General features: G+C 71.0%; 16 protein-coding genes. 6 read left to right on the top strand and 10 right to left on the bottom strand.

Annotated features, from left to right (window positions below; translation table 11 throughout):
- The 5 genes from ACZ6IM_RS34545 to ACZ6IM_RS34525 form a co-directional block, all read right to left on the bottom strand.
- A complete protein-coding gene (locus tag ACZ6IM_RS34545; RefSeq protein ID WP_052838547.1) occupies positions 1–1617 on the bottom strand; it encodes a dipeptide ABC transporter ATP-binding protein in 1617 nt (538 codons plus the stop codon).
- Positions 1614–2612: an ABC transporter permease gene (locus ACZ6IM_RS34540; protein ID WP_052838754.1), complete on the bottom strand. Its 999-nt coding sequence runs from the start codon at positions 2610–2612 to the stop codon at positions 1614–1616. Before ACZ6IM_RS34540 ends, ACZ6IM_RS34545 begins: the two co-directional genes overlap by 4 nt.
- Before the next feature lie 5 nt (positions 2613–2617).
- Positions 2618–3616 carry an ABC transporter permease gene (locus ACZ6IM_RS34535; RefSeq protein WP_052838548.1) on the bottom strand — a complete coding sequence of 333 codons (999 nt, stop codon included), beginning with the start codon at positions 3614–3616 and terminating at the stop codon, positions 2618–2620.
- 19 nt (positions 3617–3635) lie between these two features.
- Positions 3636–5360, bottom strand: a complete 1725-nt coding sequence (locus ACZ6IM_RS34530) for an ABC transporter substrate-binding protein (protein WP_469562185.1) — start codon at positions 5358–5360, stop codon at positions 3636–3638.
- Between the two features lie 193 nt (positions 5361–5553).
- Positions 5554–5646 carry an Ms4533A family Cys-rich leader peptide gene (locus ACZ6IM_RS34525; RefSeq protein ID WP_342450755.1) on the bottom strand — a complete coding sequence of 31 codons (93 nt, stop codon included), beginning with the start codon at positions 5644–5646 and terminating at the stop codon, positions 5554–5556.
- 363 nt (positions 5647–6009) lie between these two features.
- Here ACZ6IM_RS34525 and ACZ6IM_RS34520 point away from each other — a divergent pair, with 363 nt between their 5' ends.
- Positions 6010–7263, top strand: coding sequence for a sulfite oxidase (locus ACZ6IM_RS34520; RefSeq protein ID WP_052838550.1), 1254 nt, complete (start codon positions 6010–6012; stop codon positions 7261–7263).
- Positions 7264–7393: 130 nt separating this feature from the next.
- Here the strand turns inward: ACZ6IM_RS34520 and ACZ6IM_RS34515 are convergent, their stop codons facing one another.
- Positions 7394–8620: a phospholipase D-like domain-containing protein gene (locus ACZ6IM_RS34515; protein ID WP_469562182.1), complete on the bottom strand. Its 1227-nt coding sequence runs from the start codon at positions 8618–8620 to the stop codon at positions 7394–7396.
- Positions 8621–8846: 226 nt separating this feature from the next.
- On the opposite strand from ACZ6IM_RS34515, the gene ACZ6IM_RS34510 reads away from it, so the two are divergent.
- Positions 8847–10178: a right-handed parallel beta-helix repeat-containing protein gene (locus ACZ6IM_RS34510; protein ID WP_469562179.1), complete on the top strand. Its 1332-nt coding sequence runs from the start codon at positions 8847–8849 to the stop codon at positions 10176–10178.
- 457 nt (positions 10179–10635) lie between these two features.
- Here ACZ6IM_RS34510 and tpg read toward each other — a convergent pair whose 3' ends face one another.
- Together tpg and tap are read right to left on the bottom strand one after the other, a co-directional pair.
- Positions 10636–11193 carry a telomere-protecting terminal protein Tpg gene (tpg, locus tag ACZ6IM_RS34505; RefSeq protein WP_469562176.1) on the bottom strand — a complete coding sequence of 186 codons (558 nt, stop codon included), beginning with the start codon at positions 11191–11193 and terminating at the stop codon, positions 10636–10638.
- A gap of 15 nt (positions 11194–11208) precedes the next feature.
- Positions 11209–13446, bottom strand: coding sequence for a telomere-associated protein Tap (tap, locus tag ACZ6IM_RS34500; protein ID WP_469562173.1), 2238 nt, complete (start codon positions 13444–13446; stop codon positions 11209–11211).
- A 264-nt stretch (positions 13447–13710) separates the two neighbouring features.
- Between tap and ACZ6IM_RS34495 the strand changes: the two genes are divergently transcribed.
- A complete protein-coding gene (locus ACZ6IM_RS34495) occupies positions 13711–15240 on the top strand; it encodes a WD40 repeat domain-containing protein (protein WP_469562169.1) in 1530 nt (509 codons plus the stop codon).
- Between the two features lie 27 nt (positions 15241–15267).
- Here the strand turns inward: ACZ6IM_RS34495 and ACZ6IM_RS34490 are convergent, their stop codons facing one another.
- Together ACZ6IM_RS34490 and ACZ6IM_RS34485 are read right to left on the bottom strand one after the other, a co-directional pair.
- Positions 15268–15690, bottom strand: a complete 423-nt coding sequence (locus ACZ6IM_RS34490; RefSeq protein WP_469562166.1) for a VOC family protein — start codon at positions 15688–15690, stop codon at positions 15268–15270.
- Between the two features lie 284 nt (positions 15691–15974).
- Positions 15975–16865, bottom strand: a complete 891-nt coding sequence (locus tag ACZ6IM_RS34485) for an aldo/keto reductase family oxidoreductase (protein WP_052838555.1) — start codon at positions 16863–16865, stop codon at positions 15975–15977.
- A gap of 132 nt (positions 16866–16997) precedes the next feature.
- On the opposite strand from ACZ6IM_RS34485, the gene ACZ6IM_RS34480 reads away from it, so the two are divergent.
- The 3 genes from ACZ6IM_RS34480 to ACZ6IM_RS34470 all read left to right on the top strand — a co-directional run bounded on the left by ACZ6IM_RS34480 (position 16998) and on the right by ACZ6IM_RS34470 (position 20043).
- Positions 16998–17426 carry a winged helix-turn-helix transcriptional regulator gene (locus ACZ6IM_RS34480; RefSeq protein WP_469562161.1) on the top strand — a complete coding sequence of 143 codons (429 nt, stop codon included), beginning with the start codon at positions 16998–17000 and terminating at the stop codon, positions 17424–17426.
- Positions 17427–17677: 251 nt separating this feature from the next.
- Positions 17678–18589 (top strand): SDR family oxidoreductase, encoded by a 912-nt coding sequence (locus ACZ6IM_RS34475; RefSeq protein ID WP_469562158.1) that lies wholly within the window; start codon positions 17678–17680, stop codon positions 18587–18589.
- A 323-nt stretch (positions 18590–18912) separates the two neighbouring features.
- A complete protein-coding gene (locus tag ACZ6IM_RS34470; RefSeq protein ID WP_469562155.1) occupies positions 18913–20043 on the top strand; it encodes a methyltransferase in 1131 nt (376 codons plus the stop codon).
- Positions 20044–20062: the final 19 nt, after the last annotated feature.

The raw sequence follows: 20062 nt of genomic DNA, 5'->3' as shown, positions 1-20062 counted from the left end.
TCACCGCACCGCCAGGCGCTCCGCACGGCGCAGTGCGGCGAGGTTCGGGTCGAGAGCGGGTACGGCGGCGAGCAGTTGCCGGGTGTACGCCTCCCGTGGCGACTCGTAGACCTCGTGCGCCGGTCCGTACTCCACCACCCGGCCCCGCCGCATCACCGCCAGGCGGTCGCTGACCCGGCGCACGACGGCCAGGTCGTGGGCGATGAACACCAGGGCGAGGCCCAGTTCGCGCCGCAGCTCGTCCAGCAGCTCGACGACCTGGGCCTGCGTGGTCACGTCGAGCGCGGAGACCGGCTCGTCGCAGACGAGGACGCGCGGGTCGGCCGCCAGCGCCCGCGCGATGCCGACGCGTTGTCGCTGGCCTCCGCTGAACTCGTGCGGGTAGCGGTCGTAGTGGGCGGGCTCGAGACCGACCCGTTCCAGCAGCTCGGCGACACGGGTGCGCACCGCCGGGTCCCGTTCGCCGCGGGCGCGCAGCGGGTCGGCCACCGACTCGCCCACGCTGCGCCGGGGGTTGAGGGAGGAGACCGGGTCCTGGAACACCATCTGGACGTCCGGGCGTACGCCGCTGACGGCCACGCCGTCGCGACGTACCTGCCCGGCCGAGGGAGCGAGGAGGCCCACCAGCATCCGGCCGAGCGTGGTCTTGCCGCTGCCGCTCTCGCCGACGACGCCCAGTGCCTCCCCGCGTCGCACCTCCAGCGACACGTCGTCGACCGCGGCGAACGCCCTCGTGCCCCGTCCGAAGACCCGACGCAGTCCGACGGCTTCCAGCACCACCGCCCCGGGCGCCGGCTCCTTCTCGGCGTCGGCCCGGCGCCTGGGGCGCGGCACGTCCACCCGGGGCACCGACTTCAGCAACCGTCGCGTGTACGCCTGGGCCGGGGATCCCAGGACGGTGGATACGGGGCCGTGCTCGACCTCGGCTCCGTTCCGCATGACCAGGACCTCGTCGACGCTCTCGGCGGCGACGCCCACGTCGTGCGTGACCAGCAGCAGTCCCATGCCCGTCTCCTCCCGCAGTGTGTGCAGCAGGTCGAGGATCTGGGCCTGCACGGTCACGTCCAGCGCGGTGGTGGGCTCGTCCGCGACGAGCAGCTCCGGTTCGCAGGCCAGGGCCATCGCGATCAGGGCGCGCTGGCGCATGCCGCCGCTGAACTCGTGCGGGCGCGAGCGCGAACGCCGTACCGCGTCGGGGATGCCCACCCTGTCCAGTACCTGGACGGCACGCGCCCGGGCCGCCCGCCGCGACGCCTTGTGGTGCACGCGGTACACCTCGGCTATCTGGTCGCCGACGGCGTAGTAGGGGTCCAGCGACGACAGCGGGTCCTGGAAGATCATCGCCGCCGTGCCGCCGCGCAGCCGCCGCAGCTGTGCCTCGGAGGCCGTGCCCACGTCGACGCCCGCCACCCGGACCGTGCCGTCCACGACGGCCCCGGTGCCCCGGTGCAGACCCAGGAGGGCGGATGCCACGGTGGACTTGCCGGAGCCGGACTCGCCGACCAGGCCGAGCGCCGCTCCCCTTTCCAGCCGGAAGGACAGCGCGTCGACCGCGCGCACGGGGCCGAACCCGACCGACAGGCCGGTGACTTCGACCAGGCTCTCGGCCGTACTCACGACAGCACCGTCCTTCGGTCGGCCACCGCGTACAGCACGTCCGCGACGGCGTTGGCGAGCACTACGAAGAAGCCGGTCAGCACCACCATGCCGACGACGACCGGCAGGTCGACGACGTTCACGGCATGCACCAGCTCGCGCCCGATCCCGGGCAGCCCGAAGAGCGACTCGGTGAGCACCGCTCCGCCGAAGAGCGAGCCCAGGTCGTTGGCGTTCAGCGCGATCAGCGGCCCGACGGCACCGCGAAGGGCGTGCCGCCCGACGATGGCCCGCTCCCCGACACCGTAGGCGCGGAAGGTGCGTACATGGTCCTCGGCGAGCGTCTCCAGCATGGCCGACCTGGTCAGGCGCGCGTACTTGGCGGCTTCGATCAGGGCCAGCGACAGCCAGGGCAGCAGCAGGTTCCACGCCCACTGCTCCGGATCCTCGGTGAACGGCACGTACTGCGGGAACGGCAGCAGGTGCAGCTGCCCGCAGACCAGGATCATCAGCAGCAGTCCGATGACGAACACCGGCGTGGCCCAGCCGGCCAGTGTGATGCCCGTCAGGATGCGCTCGTCCAGCCGCCCGCGCCGCCACGCGGCGAGCACTCCGGTGCCGACACCGAGCAGCAGCCACAGCACCATGGCGCCGAGCGCGAGGGAGCCGGTGACCGGCAGCTTGGCCAGGATGAGCTGGGTGACCTGCTGGTCGCTCTGGTACGACAGCCCGAGGCACGGCGCGGAGCAGTGCTCCACGGAGGTACCGGTGGAGTAGTCGTGGCCGGCGAAGACACCCTGAAGGAAGTGCAGGTAACGGACGTACAGCGGGTCGTCCAGGCGCAGTTGTTCCGCCACCTGGTGGACCTGCGCGGGCGAGCAGCGCGGACCGCAGGTGATCTGGGCGACGTCGCCGGGAGCGGCGTAGAAGACGACGTACACGATCACCGAGATGGCGAGCAGGGTGATCACCGCGCCGAGTGTGCGGCGCAGGGCGAAGCCGGCGAAGCCGTGCAGGGCGCTCATGCCCGCGCCTCCTTCCGTCGGCCGGTGCCCACGGACAGCCGGGCGGCCGCGCGTGGGTCGAGGGCCCTGCGCACCCCGTCACCGAGGACGGTCAGCGCGAGCACGGTGACGAACAGCAGACCGGCGGGCAGCAGCAGGTACTGCGGTGCCGCCTGGTACCAGACGTTCGCCGAGGTGAGCATCTGCCCCCAGGACGGCGTGGGCGGCTTCACCCCCGCGCCGAGGAAGCTGAGCGCGGCCTCGGCGCTGATGTTCACCGGGAAGAGCAGGGCGGCGTACGTGATGACGGGGGCGGCCAGTGCGGGCAGCAGCTCGCGGCGCGCGATCCGCCACGAGCGCCAGCCGCTGAGCCGGGCCGCCGCGACGTGGTCGAGCTGCTTCAGCGTCAGGGTCTGGGCCCGCACGATCTTGGCGATGGCTCCCCAGCCGATCAGTCCGATGACGCTCGCCACCAGGACGGGACGCGGGAAGCCACTGGGCACGATCGCGAGCAGCGCGAGGGACATCACCATCAGCGGCAGCGCCACCACCACGTCGGTGAACCGGCTCAGCGCCTGATCGACCCAGCGGTTGCCGAGCCCGGCCGCGATCCCCATGACGAGTCCGACACCGACCTCGACCACCGTCGCCGCCAGGGCGACTCCGAGCGAGACCCGGGCGCCGTACACGAGGCGGGCGAACAGGTCGCGACCCGTCTGGGGTTCGACCCCCAGCCAGTGGTCGGCGCTCACCCCGCCGAACGTGCCGACGGGCACACCACCGCGTGCCGAGTCGACGAGGTCGGGGTGGTAGGTCGTCGGGTCCTGCCCCTCCACGGCGGTGAGCAGGGGCGCGGCGAGCGCGAGCAGGACGAGCAGCGCGACGACGAACGCCGCGACGAGGGCGGCTCGCTGCACCCGCAGCCGCCGCCAGAACTGTCGGGCCCCCGAGGCGGGGGCGAGCACCGTGACGGTGCTCGCCTTCGCTCCCTCGGCGGCCACGCGGGCCTCACTCATGGACGTGCTTCACCCGGACCTAGTTGACCGCGACCTGGGACACGTCCAGCACGCCGGTCCAGTCGCTGATCACGACGTTCTTGACGTCCTTGCCGTACAGCCGCTTGTAGACGGGGTGGAAGAGCGGGACCGTCAGTGCCTGCTCGCCGATCCGCTTGTCGAGGGCACCCCAGCGCTTCGCCGCCTCGTCGAGGTCGGTGAGCTTGTTGATGGCGTCGATCTCGTCGTTGACCGACTTGTCGTTCAGCAGGCCGGTGTTGAAGTTGGCGCCGTCCTTCACGATCTGCCGGCCGTCGAAGATCGGTGCCAGGAAGGGGCCGCCGGAGGGCCAGTCGGCGCCCCAGTGCGCCAGGAAGAACCCGGGCTCGGTCTTCACGTCCTGGATCGTGTCCTTGTAGTCGTTGTCCTCCAGGCCCTCCAGCTTCACCGTGATCCCCGCCTTCTTCAGGGCGTCCTGGACGGCGGTGGCGATCTCCGGGCTGGTCTCGAAGTCCTTGGCGTTGGAGTGGGTCAGCGTGACGGTCAGTCCGTTCGCGTAACCCGCCTGCTTCAGCAGTTCCCTGGCCTTCGCCGCGTTGCCGGACGGGCCGGCCGGGAAGTGGTCGTACGCCGTGTGGCCGAAGGACTTCTGGTTCGGCAGGTAGGTGGTCGCGGGCTCCGCCAGGGAGGAGCCGCCGGCCGCGTTGACCACGGAGGTGCGGTCCACCGCGTAGGCGACCGCCTGCCGCACCTTCGGGTTGTCGAAGGGCTTCACCTTCGGGTTGAAGGCGATGTAGTTGGTGTAGCCGAAGTGGCCGGTGCCGACCCGGCTCGCGAGGTCCTTGTCACCGGTGACCTTGGCGAGTTCGGCCGGCCCCAGGTTGGTGTCGGTGGTGACGGCGGCCGCGTCGGCGCCCTGCGAGGCGGACAGCCGCTGGTTGATGACCGAGGAGTCGAGACCGGAACGGACGTCGATGCGGTCCGGGTAGGCCTTGCGCTCCTCGTCGGTCTTCTCCGACCAGTGCTCGTTGCGCTCCAGGATCAGCCGCTCACCGTCGTTCTGGTTCTCGACGACCTTGTACGGCCCCGAGGAGACCGGGTGCTCCTCGTACTTCGTGCCCTTGTCGGCGGACTTGGGCACCGGCGTGAACTGGGTCTGTGTGGCCAGGTAGGGGAACTCGCCCTCGGGCTTGTTCAGGTGGAAGACGATGGTGCGTTCGTCCGGCGTCTCGATCGAGTCGAGCCCCTTGCCCTTGGCCTTGTAGGGGCCCTGGTAGTCGGCGCCGCCGATCAGCCAGTCCCGCAGGTAGGGGGCGCCGCCCGACAGCTCGGCCGCGAAGGACCGCTCGATGCCGTACTTGATGTCGGCGGACGTGATCTTCGTGCCGTCCTCGTACTTGAGCCCTTCCTTGAGGGTGTAGGTCCACACGGTGGCGTCCTTGTTCGGGCGGCCGGTGTCGGTCGCGAGGTCGGGGACGACCTCCGTGCCCTTGGCTCCGTCCTCCCGGTTGCGGGTGGTCAGCGTGCGGAAGACGAGGGACGGGACGTTGCCGCCGCCCGAGGTGTAGAGGCGGGCCGGGTCGAAGTCCTGCTGCGGGTCGGAGTTCAGGACCGTCAGGGTGCCGCCCTTGTGGGGCTCGGCACCGGCGCCACCGGCCTTGGCGTCGTTGTCGTCGGGTCCGCAGGCGGCCGCACCGGCCGTCACGATCAGGCTGACGGTCAACGCGGCGGTGGCGCGGCGCGTTCTGCGGGACGGGTGGCGCATGGGAGGACGACCTCTCGGGTGAGCCGTCTCGGTCGGGAGACGGCTGGGTGGCACGGGGAACGGCTGGCGAGGGGGATCGCCCCGGCGCGGGCACGGCGGCCACCGGACGTCGACTTGCCCCGAGGCACGGCGAACGTGCTCGGGAGAGGGTCGTGAAGGTCGTGGAACGCGACGTACGCGCCGAAGGCGGACGTCAGCGACAGAGAATGTCGGCTACGCAGAGCGGGGTCACGCCGATCAGCGCCAGCTCGATGGCGGCGCGTGCGGTGGCGTGGACGGACGACATGAGAGGAATATGATCGAACTTACGTTGGATGTCAAAACGACGGACGGCAGGGGGCCTGCGGCCGACCCCATCGTCCTTGGCGGGCACGGGATCTGCCTCTTCCCGAGAGCGCGTCGCCTCCGTACGATGGCGCCGTGATCCGCAGCCGACGCCGCCTCACCGCCCTGCGGTCCCGCGCGCTCATGCCGTACGGCTGTTGTTGATCCTCACCGCGTAAGCGCTCTCTCGCGCCGGGCCGGAAGCGTGTCCCCGCATCCACGGCCGGTGCCGCCGCCGTCCTTTCGTTCCGCGGGACGGTCGCCCCTCTCCCTTCCCCGTCCCGCGGGGTACCTCCCCGCGCCCCGCCGCGAAAGGCAGACCCTGATGCAGACCCCCGAATCCGCCTACGACCGACGCAGACTGCGGCAGTGGCTCGCCGGAGAGGCCCGGGCCGACGGTGTCTCCAGGCGCGACATGCTCCGGCTGCTCGCCGCCGCCTCGCTCGCCGGCGCGGCACCCGCCGCGCTGGGCACTCCGGCCGCCGCCACCGCCGCGCCCGGCATCGTCAAACCCCTGCCCGAGGATCTGTTCACCGTGCGCGGCACGAACGCCGAGACACGGTTCGCCGCTCTGGCGGGCACCGGCTACCACACCCCCAACGACCGCTTCTTCGTCCGCAACCACACCGCGACACCCCTCCTCGCGGCAGCCGACTGGAAGCTCACCGTCTGGGGCGACGGCCTCACCCGGCACCGAGCCGTCGACTTCTCCCTCGCCGACCTGAAGAAGCTGCCGTCCGTCACGCACAGCGCGTTCGTGGAGTGCGCGGGCAACGGCCGCAGCTTCTTCACCAGCCAGCAGGGCCAGGAGGTCAGCGGCACCGCCTGGACCCTCGGCGCGGTCGGTGTCGCCCGCTGGCGCGGGGCACGCCTGGGGGACGTCCTGAAGCGCGCGGGTCTCGGCCGACGGGCCGTGGACGTCCTGCCCCGGGGGCTCGACGCCGACTACGTCACCGCCGACGGCACGAACCTCGGCCGGGTCCGCCGTCCGCTGCCGCTGTCCAAGGCACTGGACGACGTACTGCTCGCCTACGAGATGAACGGCGCACCGCTGCCGCCCGACCACGGGCATCCCGTGCGGGTCCTCGTGCCCTCGTGGATCGGCATCGCCTCCGTCAAGTGGGTCGGCGACATCCAGGTGTCCGCCCGACCGCTGTACTCACCGTGGAACACCGACTTCTACCGCCTGTTCGGCGAGGCCCACCCGGACGGGGGCAGTGCTCCCCTGACCCGGCAGACGATCAAGAGCGCCTGGGAGCTGGACGGAGGGGCGAACCTGACGGCGGGCGTCACTCACCGGCTCACCGGACGGTCCTGGTCCGGGGCGGGCGGGGTCGTGCGGGTGGACGTGAGCACCGACGGCGGCACCAGCTGGACGGCCGCCCGGCTCCACGACGCGCCCCGGCGCGACGGCTGGGTACGCTGGTCGACGCCCTGGCGTCCGCCGTCGGCCGGCACCTACACGTTGCTGGCCCGGGCAACCGACACCACGGGGCGGACCCAACCGGACGCCACCGTCCACAACACCCAGGGCTACCTGTTCGACGCGGTCGTGCGGCACACCGTCAACGCCGTGTGACACTCCGGCAAGGCACCGCCCCGGTCCCGTCCGCGGGGACAGCCGGAGGGTCTGCCCCGCCAGCTCGGCGTCGATCCGCAGGGGGCGTTCGCGTGCCGGGGGCACGATGCCGTGTCCGCCGCTCCGCGGCTCACAGGAACCGTCTGACGGGGACGACCGCGGCCTCCCGCAGCCGCTGCACGGCCGCCCGCCGCCTCCAGCGGCCCGGGTCGATGGTCACACTGCGTTCCAGGTCCGCGTCGTAGTCCCGGTCGAGCACGGCGGTGAACGTCTCGTCCAGCACGGCGAGCATGACCTCTTCGTCGTGGTCCATGGAACGGCGGTTGAAGTTGGTCGAGCCGATCAGTGACGCCACCCCGTCCACGGTGATGATCTTCGCGTGCAGCATGGTGGGCTGGTACTGGCGGATGGACACGCCCGCCTCCAGCAGTCGGGTGTAGTGGTGCTGACCGGCCAGCTGGCAGGCACGCTGGTCGGTGTGCGGGCCGGGCAGCAGGATCTCCACCGTGACGCCGCGGCGGGCGGTCGCGCACAGCAGGTCGATGAAGTAGCGGTCCGGGGCGAAGTAGGCGGTGGCCAGCCGGAAGCGCACCTCGGCGGAGGTGAGCATGACGCGGATGAGGGTCTGCATGTCCTGCCAGCCGAAGCTGGCCGAACCCCGCACGACCTGCACGGTCGAGGTCCCGACCTGGTCGTGTCCGGTGAAGCGGTCGCGGTCGTCGAAGAGCTCGTCGTGGCATTCGGCCCAGTTCTGTGCGAACGCGGCGGCGATCCCGTCCACGGCCGGGCCCCGGACCTGCACGTGGGTGTCGCGCCACTCGCCGGGGTTGCGGGCATCACCGCACCACTCCTCGGCGATGCCCACGCCGCCGGTGAAGGCGGTGTGCTCGTCGACGACAAGGGCCTTGCGGTGGCAGCGGTGGTTCTGCTTGAACGGCGACAGCCGCAGCGGTTTGCGGAACCAGGCCACCTGGACGCCGGCGCCCTCCATGGCATCGAGCAGGTGCTGCTCGATCTCCTTGGCGCCGAACCCGTCGAGCAGCAGCCGTACCCGCACCCCCGCCCGGGCACGGTCGGCGAGCGCGGTGGCGAAGTCGCGGGCGATCTGACCACGCCAGTACACGAAGGTCATCATGTCGATGGTGCGCTCGGCGGCGCGCACCGCGTCGAGCATCGCCGGGAAGATCGCATCACCGTTGCGCAAGGGTATGAGCGCGTTGCCTTCGGTGGCCGCAATGCCGATCAGGCGCTCCAGCCGCCGGCGCAGCCGCTGTTTACGGGCCCGCACGTCGGCCTCCCGCGTCCCGCCGGAGTCCTCGGCGGGTTCTGCGTTCTCCGCGTTCTCCAGGATGCTCATACGGCGCCTTCCGACAACTGAGGGTGGGCGAGTGCCTCGCCCACCCGTGAACAGACGACCAGCAGAGTATCGACGTCTGCCCTGCGGAGAGGACGCTGGAGCGGGCGGCGGCAGGCATGTGCGCACCGCACCCGAGTGCCCGCGGACGGGGCGGAGGCTGTACGTCAGCGTTCGGTCAAGTTCACATAGATGACCCACAGACATCTACCTGATTATTGACCTGCCCATGCCAGGCCGTTACGGTTTCCGAGCAGATAGCGCTTTCTATCGCCCCGGGTTGCCTGCCCGCACCGCGCCCGGTTCACGCGTGCCCGAACCGGCCAGTACCCGGCAGCACCGGCCATCGACCCACCCCACACCTGGAGATCGAACGATGGAACTGAGAGCTCTCGCCGCCTCCCTCGGCCTGCTCGCCGGCACTCTGGCCACGGTGGCCTCCGGCACCACCGCGCAGGCCGCGGCACAGGACGCCACCACCGTGTACGTCGCGCCGTCCGGGACCGCGGGCGCCGCCGGCACCCTGGCCGACCCGACGACGCTGGCCTCGGCGATCAGCCGGGTCGCCGCGGGCGGCACGATCTACCTGCGCGGCGGGACGTACGCGTACAGCCAGACCGTCACCGTGCCCCAGGGACAGAACGGCACCGCATCCGCGCGCACCACCATCTCCGCCTACGCGAGCGAGAAGCCGGTACTCGACTTCTCCGCACAGAGCGAGAGTTCGACGAACCGCGGGCTCCAGGTGAACGGCTCGTACTGGCACGTCAAGGGCATCGTCGTCGAGCACGCCGGGGACAACGGCATCTACGTCGGCGGCAGCAACAACGTCATCGAGCGCACCGTCACCCGCTTCAACCGCGACACCGGCCTCCAACTCGGCCGGATCTCCTCCAGCACGCCCGCGAGCCAGTGGCCGGCGAACAACCTGATCGTGAGCGCCGAGTCGCACGACAACGCCGACTCCGACGGAGAGGACGCGGACGGGTTCGCCGCCAAACTCACCACGGGCAAGGGCAACGTCTTCCGCTACGCCGTCTCCCACCACAACATCGACGACGGCTGGGACCTGTACACCAAGACCGACACAGGCGCGATCGGCCCGGTCACCATCGAGGACTCCCTCGCGTACGGCAACGGCACGCTCAGCGACGGCACCGTGAACACCAACGGCGACCGCAACGGCTACAAGCTCGGCGGCGACGACATCGCCGTCGACCACGTCGTGCGCCGCAGCATCGCCTTCGACAACGGCCACCACGGGTTCACGTACAACAGCAATCCGGGCTCCATGGCGATCTCCAACAACCTGAGCATCGACAACGCGGAGCGCAACTACTCGTTCGACAAGGGCACGTCGGTGTTCCGCTCCAACACCTCGTGCCGGTTCTCGGTGTCCGGCTCGAACGACAAGACCGTCGGGAGTGCGGACAGCTCCAACCAGTTCTGGACCGGCACGAACGGCAGCCGCTGCTCCTCCTACAGCGGCGCCCTCGGCTGGTCGTTCGCCACCGACGGCAAGCTCACCGTCACCCTCGGCGGCAAGGCCGTGACGCTGTAACAGCGGCGAGCCGCCGCACCGCGTGCCACTCCGGCCGCCTCGATGCCGCGGCCACTCGCCGAGATCGGCTCAGGTCGCCGGCCCGTCACCCTCGATGGTGACGGGCCGGCGGCCCGAGGGCCACGGACCTACGGTCCGGCCCTCGCTCCCGTCTGCGTCCATGCCTCCCAGGCCGGTTGGAGCCGGAACCGACTGGGGCGCCCAGGCCATCCCGCAGCGAGGACCGACCGGCGCAGGACGTTGCTCATCTCGCGTGTGTCCAACGTCTTGACCCTATGGCGGCGGCCATCGGGCCCCCGCTCGTACGGCCACTCCACCGAGAAGCCGCCACCGCGTCCGTACCCGCGCGACGCCGACAGCTTTTCCCCACCGGCTCAGACTACGGCGGACATCCCTCCGCACCGTCGTACCACCGGCCTGTGCGCAGACCGGGGATCGTCGGTGCAAGGGGCTGCCACTACAGGTCGAACTCGAGGTGCTCGACGTCCGTGAACCGGACTTCTTCCAGGGAGCCGGCGCGGCGGCCGTTGTCCTGGAAGTAGACCTCCTTGAGGGCTTCGGCCGTGATCTCCCGGAGGCGGGCGTCTCCGGCCCCCTGCTCCTGGGCCTCGAAGAGGCGGGCGGCGTACGGCGGGGGCAGGGCGACGGTCAGGTGCCGGACGCGGTCCTGGTCGGTCGAGCCGATCGGTGCCGTGTAGCCCAGGCGGGCGCGGGTGTCGACGACGATGCCGTCGGTGGTCGCCGCCCTCTCCTTGGCCCTGGCGCGGATCTGCGGCTGCCACCGCTTCTTCACCTCGCGCTCCAGTCGCGCGGCGAGGTCCGGGCGGGGCTTTCTGATCTGGTCCTTCACGTAGCGCTCGACGGTGCGCTGGGAGATCCGCAGCAGCTGGGCGACCGCGCGGGTGCCCTTGAGCTGCCTGACCAGGTAGCGCATCTGCGCGGGCGCCGTCTTGGGCGCCGGGCGGGTGAACGCCTTCTGCACCGCGGCGTCCAGGCCCTCTGCGAACATGCTCATCGCCTGCCTGCTCCCCTACTCGCCGTGGTCGACGTCGGTGACGGTGCCGTCCTTGATGTACCGGGCGAGGTTGAGGTCGGGGACGTCGAACCGGTCGCGGACCTCTTCGCCCCACAGGACGCTCTGGGTGCCCTCGTGTTTGACCAGGCCGGGGTTGACGCCGAGCTTGAAGCCGCCGGGCAGCGGCTTGCCGTCGCGGTAGGGCAGGAAGTCCAGCGGAGAGGGGCCGTCGGACGCGTAGACGACGCAGTCGGACAGGACCGCGACCGGGTACTGGCCGGTGAAGGCGGCGTGCTTGACGATCTTGCGGTGGAGGTTGACCCGGGTGCGGGAGATGACCGCCGCGCGGATGTCCGGCCGCCAGGTGGGCCGGGACAGGGCGCGCCACGGCTGGCCGGGCTTCCAGCCCTCGCCGCGCGGGCGTTCGCGCAGCTTGCCCAGGCCGCCCTTGACCGTCGCCTTGACGGCGGAGGCGACGATCGCGAGCTGGGGGTCGCGGTCCCTGTAGCCGTTCATCGCGGTGAGGAAGTCGGCCGGTGACATGTCGGCGGTGACGCCGAGGCCGGCCATCGTGGCGAGGTAGGCGTCGCGCAGCCGCTGGTACCAGCCGTCCAGATAGCGGCCGTTCTCGTGACGGAGGTACGCCTCCAGCGGGCGTACCTCGTAGCCGAGCTCCACCGCGTACGCCACGGTGGGCGTGGCGTACCAGGCCGGGCCCGTGGGCCGGTCGCCCTTCGGCGTGAACGGCGAGGGCAGCAAACTGGCGTCGAGGTCCGTCCAGGTGTCCTTGCCGGTCTTCACCCTCGACAGGTCGACGTGGGAGAGGTCGACCAGCCACGAGCCGGGCAGCTTCGCGTCGAACACCGGCGCCTTCACGTGCGTCGGCGCGCCGAGGCCGACGTTCAAGCCGTTGGCGCCGGCCGCGAAGGCCATGTTCACGTCGATGCCGACCAGGTGGCGCAGGGTGCACTCGGCGTCGGTCATCGGCCGTGCCCAGTCGTATGCCTCCTCGAACAGCTTCTCGCCGGGTCCGCGGACGTGGAACCGCGGCAGGTCGGCCAGGAGCGGGTGGCCGTCGGGGGCCTCGCACGGCGCCGGATCGACGGGGTCCTTGCCCAGGCTGCCGGGATTGTGTTCGGAGTACCGCTTGCCTGCCGCGTCCGGCTCGGAGGCCCGGGTCGGCGGGTGCAGCGCGGTCATCAGCTCCAGCCCGGTCACGGCGGTGGATCCGCGCGGGGTCATCACCCTGGAGGCGTACACGCCCAGCACGCGGGCGAGTTCCGCCGGCGCCAGTTGTCCGGCCTCGCCCCAGTGCCGGGCGTCGAGGGCGTGCCACGACGGGACGCACAGTTGTACGCAGGCCCGCTCCGAGCCCTGGGCGGGTCGGTAGATCCTCGCCCACGGGCCGAAGCCGCGCCGGGTCAGCTTCCACTCCGCGCGGGCCAGCTGCTTGATGACCTTGTGGTTCTCCGGAATCCGCCCGGCGAGCCGCTCCTGCTCCGTGAGCGTCGTCGGCAGGCCGTAGCGCTTCAGGGCGGACTCGGTGAGCACGAGCAGCGGGTCGGCGTCCTTGCCGGGCCCCGACAGCCTCGGCTGCCCGAGCCGCGCCTCGCGCAGCGTCCAGTCCACCAGGGCCGGAAGGCTCTTGGCGGGCACGTCCAGGACCACGCCCGCGGTGCAGTACGCCGACACCTGGCCGTCGGCGTCGGCGTCGACGACCGCCAGCGGACCGTTCGCGAACCGCGGTTCGGCGCCCACCGGCGCGCCGGTCGGCGCCGCCTTCTTCGCGCCGGGAGCATGCGACGTCGACGACGGCCTGGTCGCGCGCGACGGTCGGGGCGCGGCGGCGTAAGGACCGGCGACGAATGCGGGAGCGGAGGGCCGGCTGTTCTCGGCCGGCGGCGTGGCGGCCTCCTCGACGACCGGACCTGCGGCCGGCGCCTCGGTCCGCGCCGGGGCGGGCGCGTCGGTGGGCACGGCGGGCACCGGGACGGCCGGCTCCTCCGGCGCGGGGTAGAGCTCCGCGAGCTGCCTCATCAGCCGGGCGTACGCCTCACGTTCCGGGCCGCGCGGCTCGACCGGCTTCTTCACCGACTCCCAGCCGGACACCGTGGCCCGCCGCACCTTAAGCGCGGCGGCGACCTCGTCCAGCGTCAAACCGTGCGCCGTGCGCAACCGCTTGCGCTCCGCCACCGACGGCAGTGCGGAGCGCGACGCGACGAGGGCGTCGACCGCGTCGAACAGCTCGGACATGGAGCACCTCCTGGGCACGACACTCTAGCGTCAACCGTACGCATCCCGTATGCATCACGTACGGAGCGCGTATGCCCATAGCGTCGGGTCGGCGGGCCGGCCCCACTGCACAGTGGCGCAACTTGTGTGCTCTTCGGACGCAACTGTGGGGATTCGGTGACAAGAGACGGCTTGTCTCGGATCATTGACCGCGTTTGCGTATCACGAGCGCCGTCCGATCCGCGGTGGCGCGGTGGCACAGGGGGACCAGGGGTGGGATCAGCGTTGACGAACACATCGGGAAGAGGCGGCAGACTGACGACGGTGCTGCTGGCGGGTGCGTTGGCCGGATCGGCGCTGATGGCGGTCCCCGGCACCGCCTCCGCGGCGGTCGGGGCCGCCCCGCCGGACACCACCGCGCCTGCCGTGGTGCCGTCGGGTCCGGGCATGGAGCTGTCGGCCGCGTCGTTCACCCAGATGACCGTGGACGACGTCAGCCGGCGCGTGTGGATCGCCGGCGAGCAGGACTATCCGGACGGGTCCCGGGACGGCGAGTTGACCGGCGTGCTCTACGCCGGCGCCGGGCCCGCCGTCGCGAGCGCCCACATGCCCGCCCCCCTGTCCGGCGTCGCGGTGGAGCCGGACGGCTCGAAGGTCTATGCCGGGCAGGCCGACCACATCGCGACCTACTCCCACTCCAGCGGGTTCCTGGATCCCCTCGACCCGATTCCGGCGCCGGCCGACGGCTGTGGACGGGAGCTGGTGCACACCGGCGGGCGGCTGTTCTTCACCAGCCGGCCGGCCGCATCGTCCGGCGGCTGCACCGACGGGCTGGGCAGTGTCGGCGTCGCCGCGACGGGCGAGGGCGACACGGCCGCGGAGGTGATGTACTCGAGCACCCGGATGCACCTCGAGGCAGGGCCCGGGGGTCTGCTGGTGACCGCTCCGGAGCGGTGGTCTGCGACCGACGACCCTGATCTGGGCATCTACCGGGTGACGGACGGAGCGGACGGGAACCTCCTGGAGTTCCTGGGCGAACGCCGGTTCGCCGACGACGGCACGGGAGAGGGCATGGACTTCCGGGACGCCGACTTCTCCGCGGACGGCTCCGTCCTCGCGGTGGCGGACGCGGTCCGGGGAACCGTGCTGCTCGGCGGCCAGGACGCCCGCTTCCTCGAGAACCGCTACACGCCGCTGCCGGAGGGTGTGGCGCCCACAGCCGTGGCCTTCAGTCCCGACGGCAAGTGGTTCGCCCAAGGCGGCGCGGCATCCGGTGACGCAGCCGACCTCACCCTGGCCTTCGCCGACCCGTCCGTCGAACGGCAGCCGCTGCGCATCAGCTTCGAGGACGAGGCCGCGGGCCGGCGCGTCGTCCCCCGGGGCATGGAGTTCTCCGGGGACGGGGAACAGCTCTTCGTCGTGACCTCCAACGAGGAGGGCACGAAATTCTGGCTGCACACGATCCAGACCCGTCAGGCTCTGGCGCCGTCGCGCATCGTGGACGTGACGCACGGCCCGGCCGTCGCCGGCGAGCCGTTCAGGGTGAGCGGACGACTGGACCTGGACGGGCTCGCACCCACCCAGGCGCCGCGGATCACTGTGCAGCGCCTGAACGGGTCCGAGTTCGCCGACCTGCCGCCGGTCCCGGTCGCCGAGGACGGAACGTTCGTCCTGGAGGACGTCCTGCCGGAACAGGCGGGGAACGTCCAGTACGTGCTCGGCTACGCCGGTGACGAGGTCCACTACCTCTCGGAGCACTGGCTTGTGGTGGACACGGTCGAGGCGTCGAGCACGATGTCCCCCGCCGACCGGTAGGGCGTGTTCTGAACTTCGGGGCAGCCGTTAATCAGTGGTTCGTGACGGCGATGCGGTGCGTGGGCGATGGGCTCGAACGTCCACAGGGCGTCCATCGGGATCTTGAGCTGTCATCGTCCACTGCGTGGGCAGTGTCTCGATCTGTCCGACCGGCCACCCGGCAGCCAGGATTCGATCGCGAACCTCGCACAGCTTCCCGTATGTTCCCACGCGCAGCCCCCATCCCGCCTTGCCGAGGGGATCGAGACCGGTGGTGGGGGCGGCAGCGGTTTCGACGATCATCAGGTGGTCATCACCTCCGACGTCGATGACCGCGATCCGAGGATCAGAAGGGGTTGCGGCGCGCTCGAAGGCGAGCGCTGCTCCGAGCAACTCCGTGTAGTACGCCACGAGCCGGTCGAGGTCGGTCGTGGACAGCGTCAGATGGTTGATTCCGAAGAGATCGGGCATGGTGGGGCAACCGTAGTCTTGTATTGCTCACGATCGAAGCCGGGCGTGCGGCCGCCGGTCGAACCACCGCGTGTGCGGGATCTGCCGGCGGCCCAGGTACTCGCGGATCTTTCCAGAGGAGCAGGCACATTCGGTCAGGAGAGAAGACGTCGCGCGCGTGAGGTGGTCCTCGCCACCGGCTGGTGCGGGCAGCACCCCACGATCAGGCCGTGACCGAGATCCGACAGCCCGCTCACGCTGAACAGGTCGGGTCAGGGCCTCTGTTGGGTCACCGCCCTGCTGCGTCACCCGACGTCGGCCCCCGGCCGACCGATGGTGTCCAGTTCGGCCAGATCCTGGCCGGAAAGGGAGAGCCGGGCGCCCGCGATGTTTTCCCGCAGGTGGGCGGTGGACGACGTACCCGGGATGAGCAGGATGTTGGGCGAGCGTTGCATCAGCCAGGCCAGCGCGACCGACATCGGCGTCGTCTCCAGCCGGCGCGCGACCTGTGAGAGCGCCTCGGACTGCAGCGGTGTGAAGCCTCCCAGGGGGAAGAACGGCACATAGGCGATGCCGTCGGCGGCGAGGCGGTCCACGAGGTCGTCGTCGTGTCGGTGGGCGAGGTTGTACATGTTCTGCACACACACGATCGGGGCGATGGCGCGTGCCTCGGCGATCTGCTCCGGGGTCACGTTGCTGACGCCGAGGTGGCGGATCAGCCCCTCTCGCTGGAGGTCGACGAGCGTCTCGAAGGCTTCGGTGATCGAGCCGGGCTGAGGGCCCTCGGCGTCGCCCATGCGCATGTTGACCAGGTCGAGACTGTCGACGCCGAGGGTTTCGAGGTTCTCGTGGACCTGCCTGCGCAGGTCTGTGGGGCGCCGGGCCGTGGGCCAGCCGCCCTGGGCGTCGCGGGTCGCGCCCACCTTGGTGGCGATGAACAGCGTGGCCGGGTAGGGGTGCAGTGCTTCGCGGATCAGTTCGTTCGTGATGCGCGGCCCGTAGGCGCCGCTGGTGTCGATGTGAGTGATCCCGAGGGCAACTGCCTCGCGCAGGACGGCCAGGGCGCCGTCGTGGTCGGCGGGCGGCCCCATGACCCACGGACCGGCGAGTTGCATCGCGCCGTACCCGAACCGGGTGACGGTCGAGTCGCCCAACGTCCAGGTTCCGCCGGGAAGAGATGTGGAGCGCGTGGTCATCGCAGTGCCTTTCGTTTTCCTGCCGGGGGCGGTGCCTCCCAACCCCTTGCACCATTGTTGGAGAGATACTTTCCTATGGGAAGTAGGCACTCTGAAGTGCGTAACCCAACCCGAAGGATGAGAGGCGGATCAGTGACCACGGCGAAGACCGGCAAGACGGCGCAGGCCAAGGCGGAGTACAACGCGTTCCTGGCGGTGTGCCCCAGCCGTCAGCTTCTGGACCGGATCTCGAACAAATGGGTGGTCCTCGTCCTGTGCGCACTGGGTGGTGACGCCGACGACCGGTCCGGTGCGTCGCACGCTCCGAAGGCGATGCGCTACTCCGAGCTCGCCCGGCTGCTGGCCGGAGTCAGCCAGAAGATGCTGACCCAGACCCTGCGCGCCCTCGAACGCGACGGTTTGCTCACCCGCACCGTGACTCCCACGGTCCCCGTCACCGTCACCTACGAGCTGACCGACCTCGGCCTCTCGCTCCACCGCCTGACAAACGGACTCCGGCAGTGGGCGCAGACGAACATGGACGAAGTCCTCGCCAACCGCGAGAAGCACGATTCACCCTGAGCTCGCGCCGAACGAAGTGGCTGCTACGGGACGCTTCGACCAGGCGTGGAGCGCGTTCCACTGTCGCAGCGGGTACGGAGCGGCTCGTCAGGGGCGGGCGCGGATGGCCGGATCAGTGGTCGAGTACGCCGGAGTTCCGCGAGGTGCGCGCCGCTCCTCACGAGGCCGGCGGGCCCGGCCGGGTGTGGGCCGGGCCCCCTTGGGATACCTGACTGCCGACATCGCCCCACGTCGTCAGGAGGCTCACCCCCATGCAGGACAACGGCAGGACCGGAGGCAGCGACCCGCAGACCGGCGCCGAGCCGACACCGCCCTATCCGAAGCAGCGGCAGCAGGCGCCGGGGCTGGAGCGTGACATGCGCCCACGACCGCGCTACGAGGCGCCGCGCTACCGTGCGGCGGACAAGCTCCGCGGCAAGGTCGCGCTCATCACCGGCGGTGACTCGGGCATCGGCCGTGCCGTCGCCCTGCTGTACGCGCGCGAAGGCGCGGACGTGGCCATCGCGTACCTCCCCGAGGAACAGCCGGACGCCGAGGAGACGCGTGACGCGGTACGGGCCGCAGGGCGAAGGTGTCTGCTCCTGCCCGGCGACCTCGCCGACGCCTCCTTCTGCAGGCAGACGGTGGAGCGGACCGTGCGGGAACTGGGCGGCCTCAACATCCTGGTGAACAACGCGGCACACCTCAACAGCCAGACCGACCTCTCGCAGCTCGACTTCGAGGACTGGGACAGGTCGTTCAAGGTCAACGTGTACGCCTACTACCACCTGGTACAGGCCGCGCGCCCGCACCTACGGGACGGCGACGCGATCATCGCCACCGCCTCGGAAGAAGCCCTCAGGGGCAGCGACACCATGCTCGACTACGCGGCGTCCAAGGCGGCGCTCGTCAACTTCACCAAGTCCATCGCCCAGCACCTCGCCAAGGACGGCATCCGCGCGAACGTGGTCGCGCCCGGTCCCACCTGGACGGTCCTGAACGTCGCCGACCCGAACATGCCGCAGGAAGGTCTGGCGCATCTGGGCAGCGAGGGTCCGCTCGGGCGTGTGGCGCAGCCGGAGGAGATCGCGCCCACGTACGTGCACCTGGCTTCCGACGCGGACTCCAGCTTCACCGTCGGCGAGGTCATCGCCGTCACCGGGGGCATCACCACCACCGACTGACCGGCGTGCCGGGCGGGCGCGCACTGCTGCCGGGCGGCGTCGAGTTCCAGGTCGGTCGGCGCGCACCGGCGGGCGAAGCGATGTGGTTTGGTCCTCGGGCCGTACCTGTGCGAGCCTGCTGCCACTCTTCCGGAAGGTAGGACCCCGATGCTCGGCATGGTCGTCTGGGACGTGCGTTCTCGCGCTTCGACGCGAGAGCGGTAGCGCCTCTCCGCTCCCCCGCCCACGTCTGTCAGCGCTGTCGCCCGACAGGCGTCGGCTCGGACTGCTCCTCGTCGAAGTGCTCTTCGTGCCCCCGCACGTTCGACCACGAGGAGTACGTGGTGTCTACCATCCACTGGACCGAAGGCCGCACCCACCGGTCTGCCCGCTGGCATTCCGAGAACGCCAGCCCCCTTCCACGGCGAACCGTCGCCGCCGACGACCGGATGAAGGCCGACGAGGCCCACCGTCTGGTCTGTGAAGGAACGGCCCTGCTGTGGCAGGGCGACTACCACAACGCCCGGCAGCTACTGCGAGCGATCGGCCGCCGCGTCGACCGCACAGCACCCGGACCCGGTGGTTCCCCGAGCGAGTCCTTTCACCTGCACCGGCGTCACACCCGTCACCGCGCCCGAGTGCTGGGCAAGCTCCTGGTGCTGCTGGACGACGACTACACCCTGGCGTTGCGCCGGGCCCCCGATGTCCGCGAGGCGTGTCTGGACGCCTACGGCCCCGCGCCGGGGCCCATGGCGGTCTCCCTCCGGGAGCTGCTGGGTGTGATCGGCGCCCACCAGTGGCGCGTGAAGGGGGTCGACGTGCCTGCGCTCGGCGCCCGGGTCCACCCCCACTACGGCGTCTTCGCCCCGGTCAGGGGTGAGTACGTCGACCTGGTGGCCCGCACACCGCTGCCACCGGCGATCAGGCACCGTTCCTCCACCGGTACGGCATTCGATCTCGGCACCGGAACCGGTGTCCTCGCCGCGGTCCTGGCCCGCCGCGGTATCAACCGGATCGTGGCCACCGACATCAGTCTCCGCGCCTTGGCCTGCGCCAGGGAGAACGCCCGCCGGCTGGCGCCGGGCGACCGCGTCGAGGTGTGGGGGCCCGGCCTGTTCCCCGACGGCCGTGCCGACCTCGTCGTGTGCAACCCGCCCTGGCTTCCCGCCCGGCCGACCGGCCCCATCGAGCAGGGCGTCTACGACCCGGACGGCGCCATGCTCCGCGGCTTCCTCACCGGACTGGCCGCCCATCTGCGACCGGGCGGCGAGGGCTGGCTGATCCTGTCCGACCTGGCGGAGCTCCTCGGGCTTCGAACGCGTCGGCAACTGCTCGACGCCGTCCGAGCGGCAGGCCTCCGTGTGGTGGGCAGGGTCGACACCGAGCCCCGGCACCCACGTGCCGGGGACGCCACCGACCCGCTTCACACCGCGCGCAGGGCCGAGACCACCTCCCTCTGGCGCCTGGCACCATGACCGCGCGGGGCCGACGGAC

Source organism: Streptomyces sp. NPDC042336 (assembly GCF_055581985.1).
This window is presented reverse-complemented; position numbering and strand designations above follow the sequence as displayed.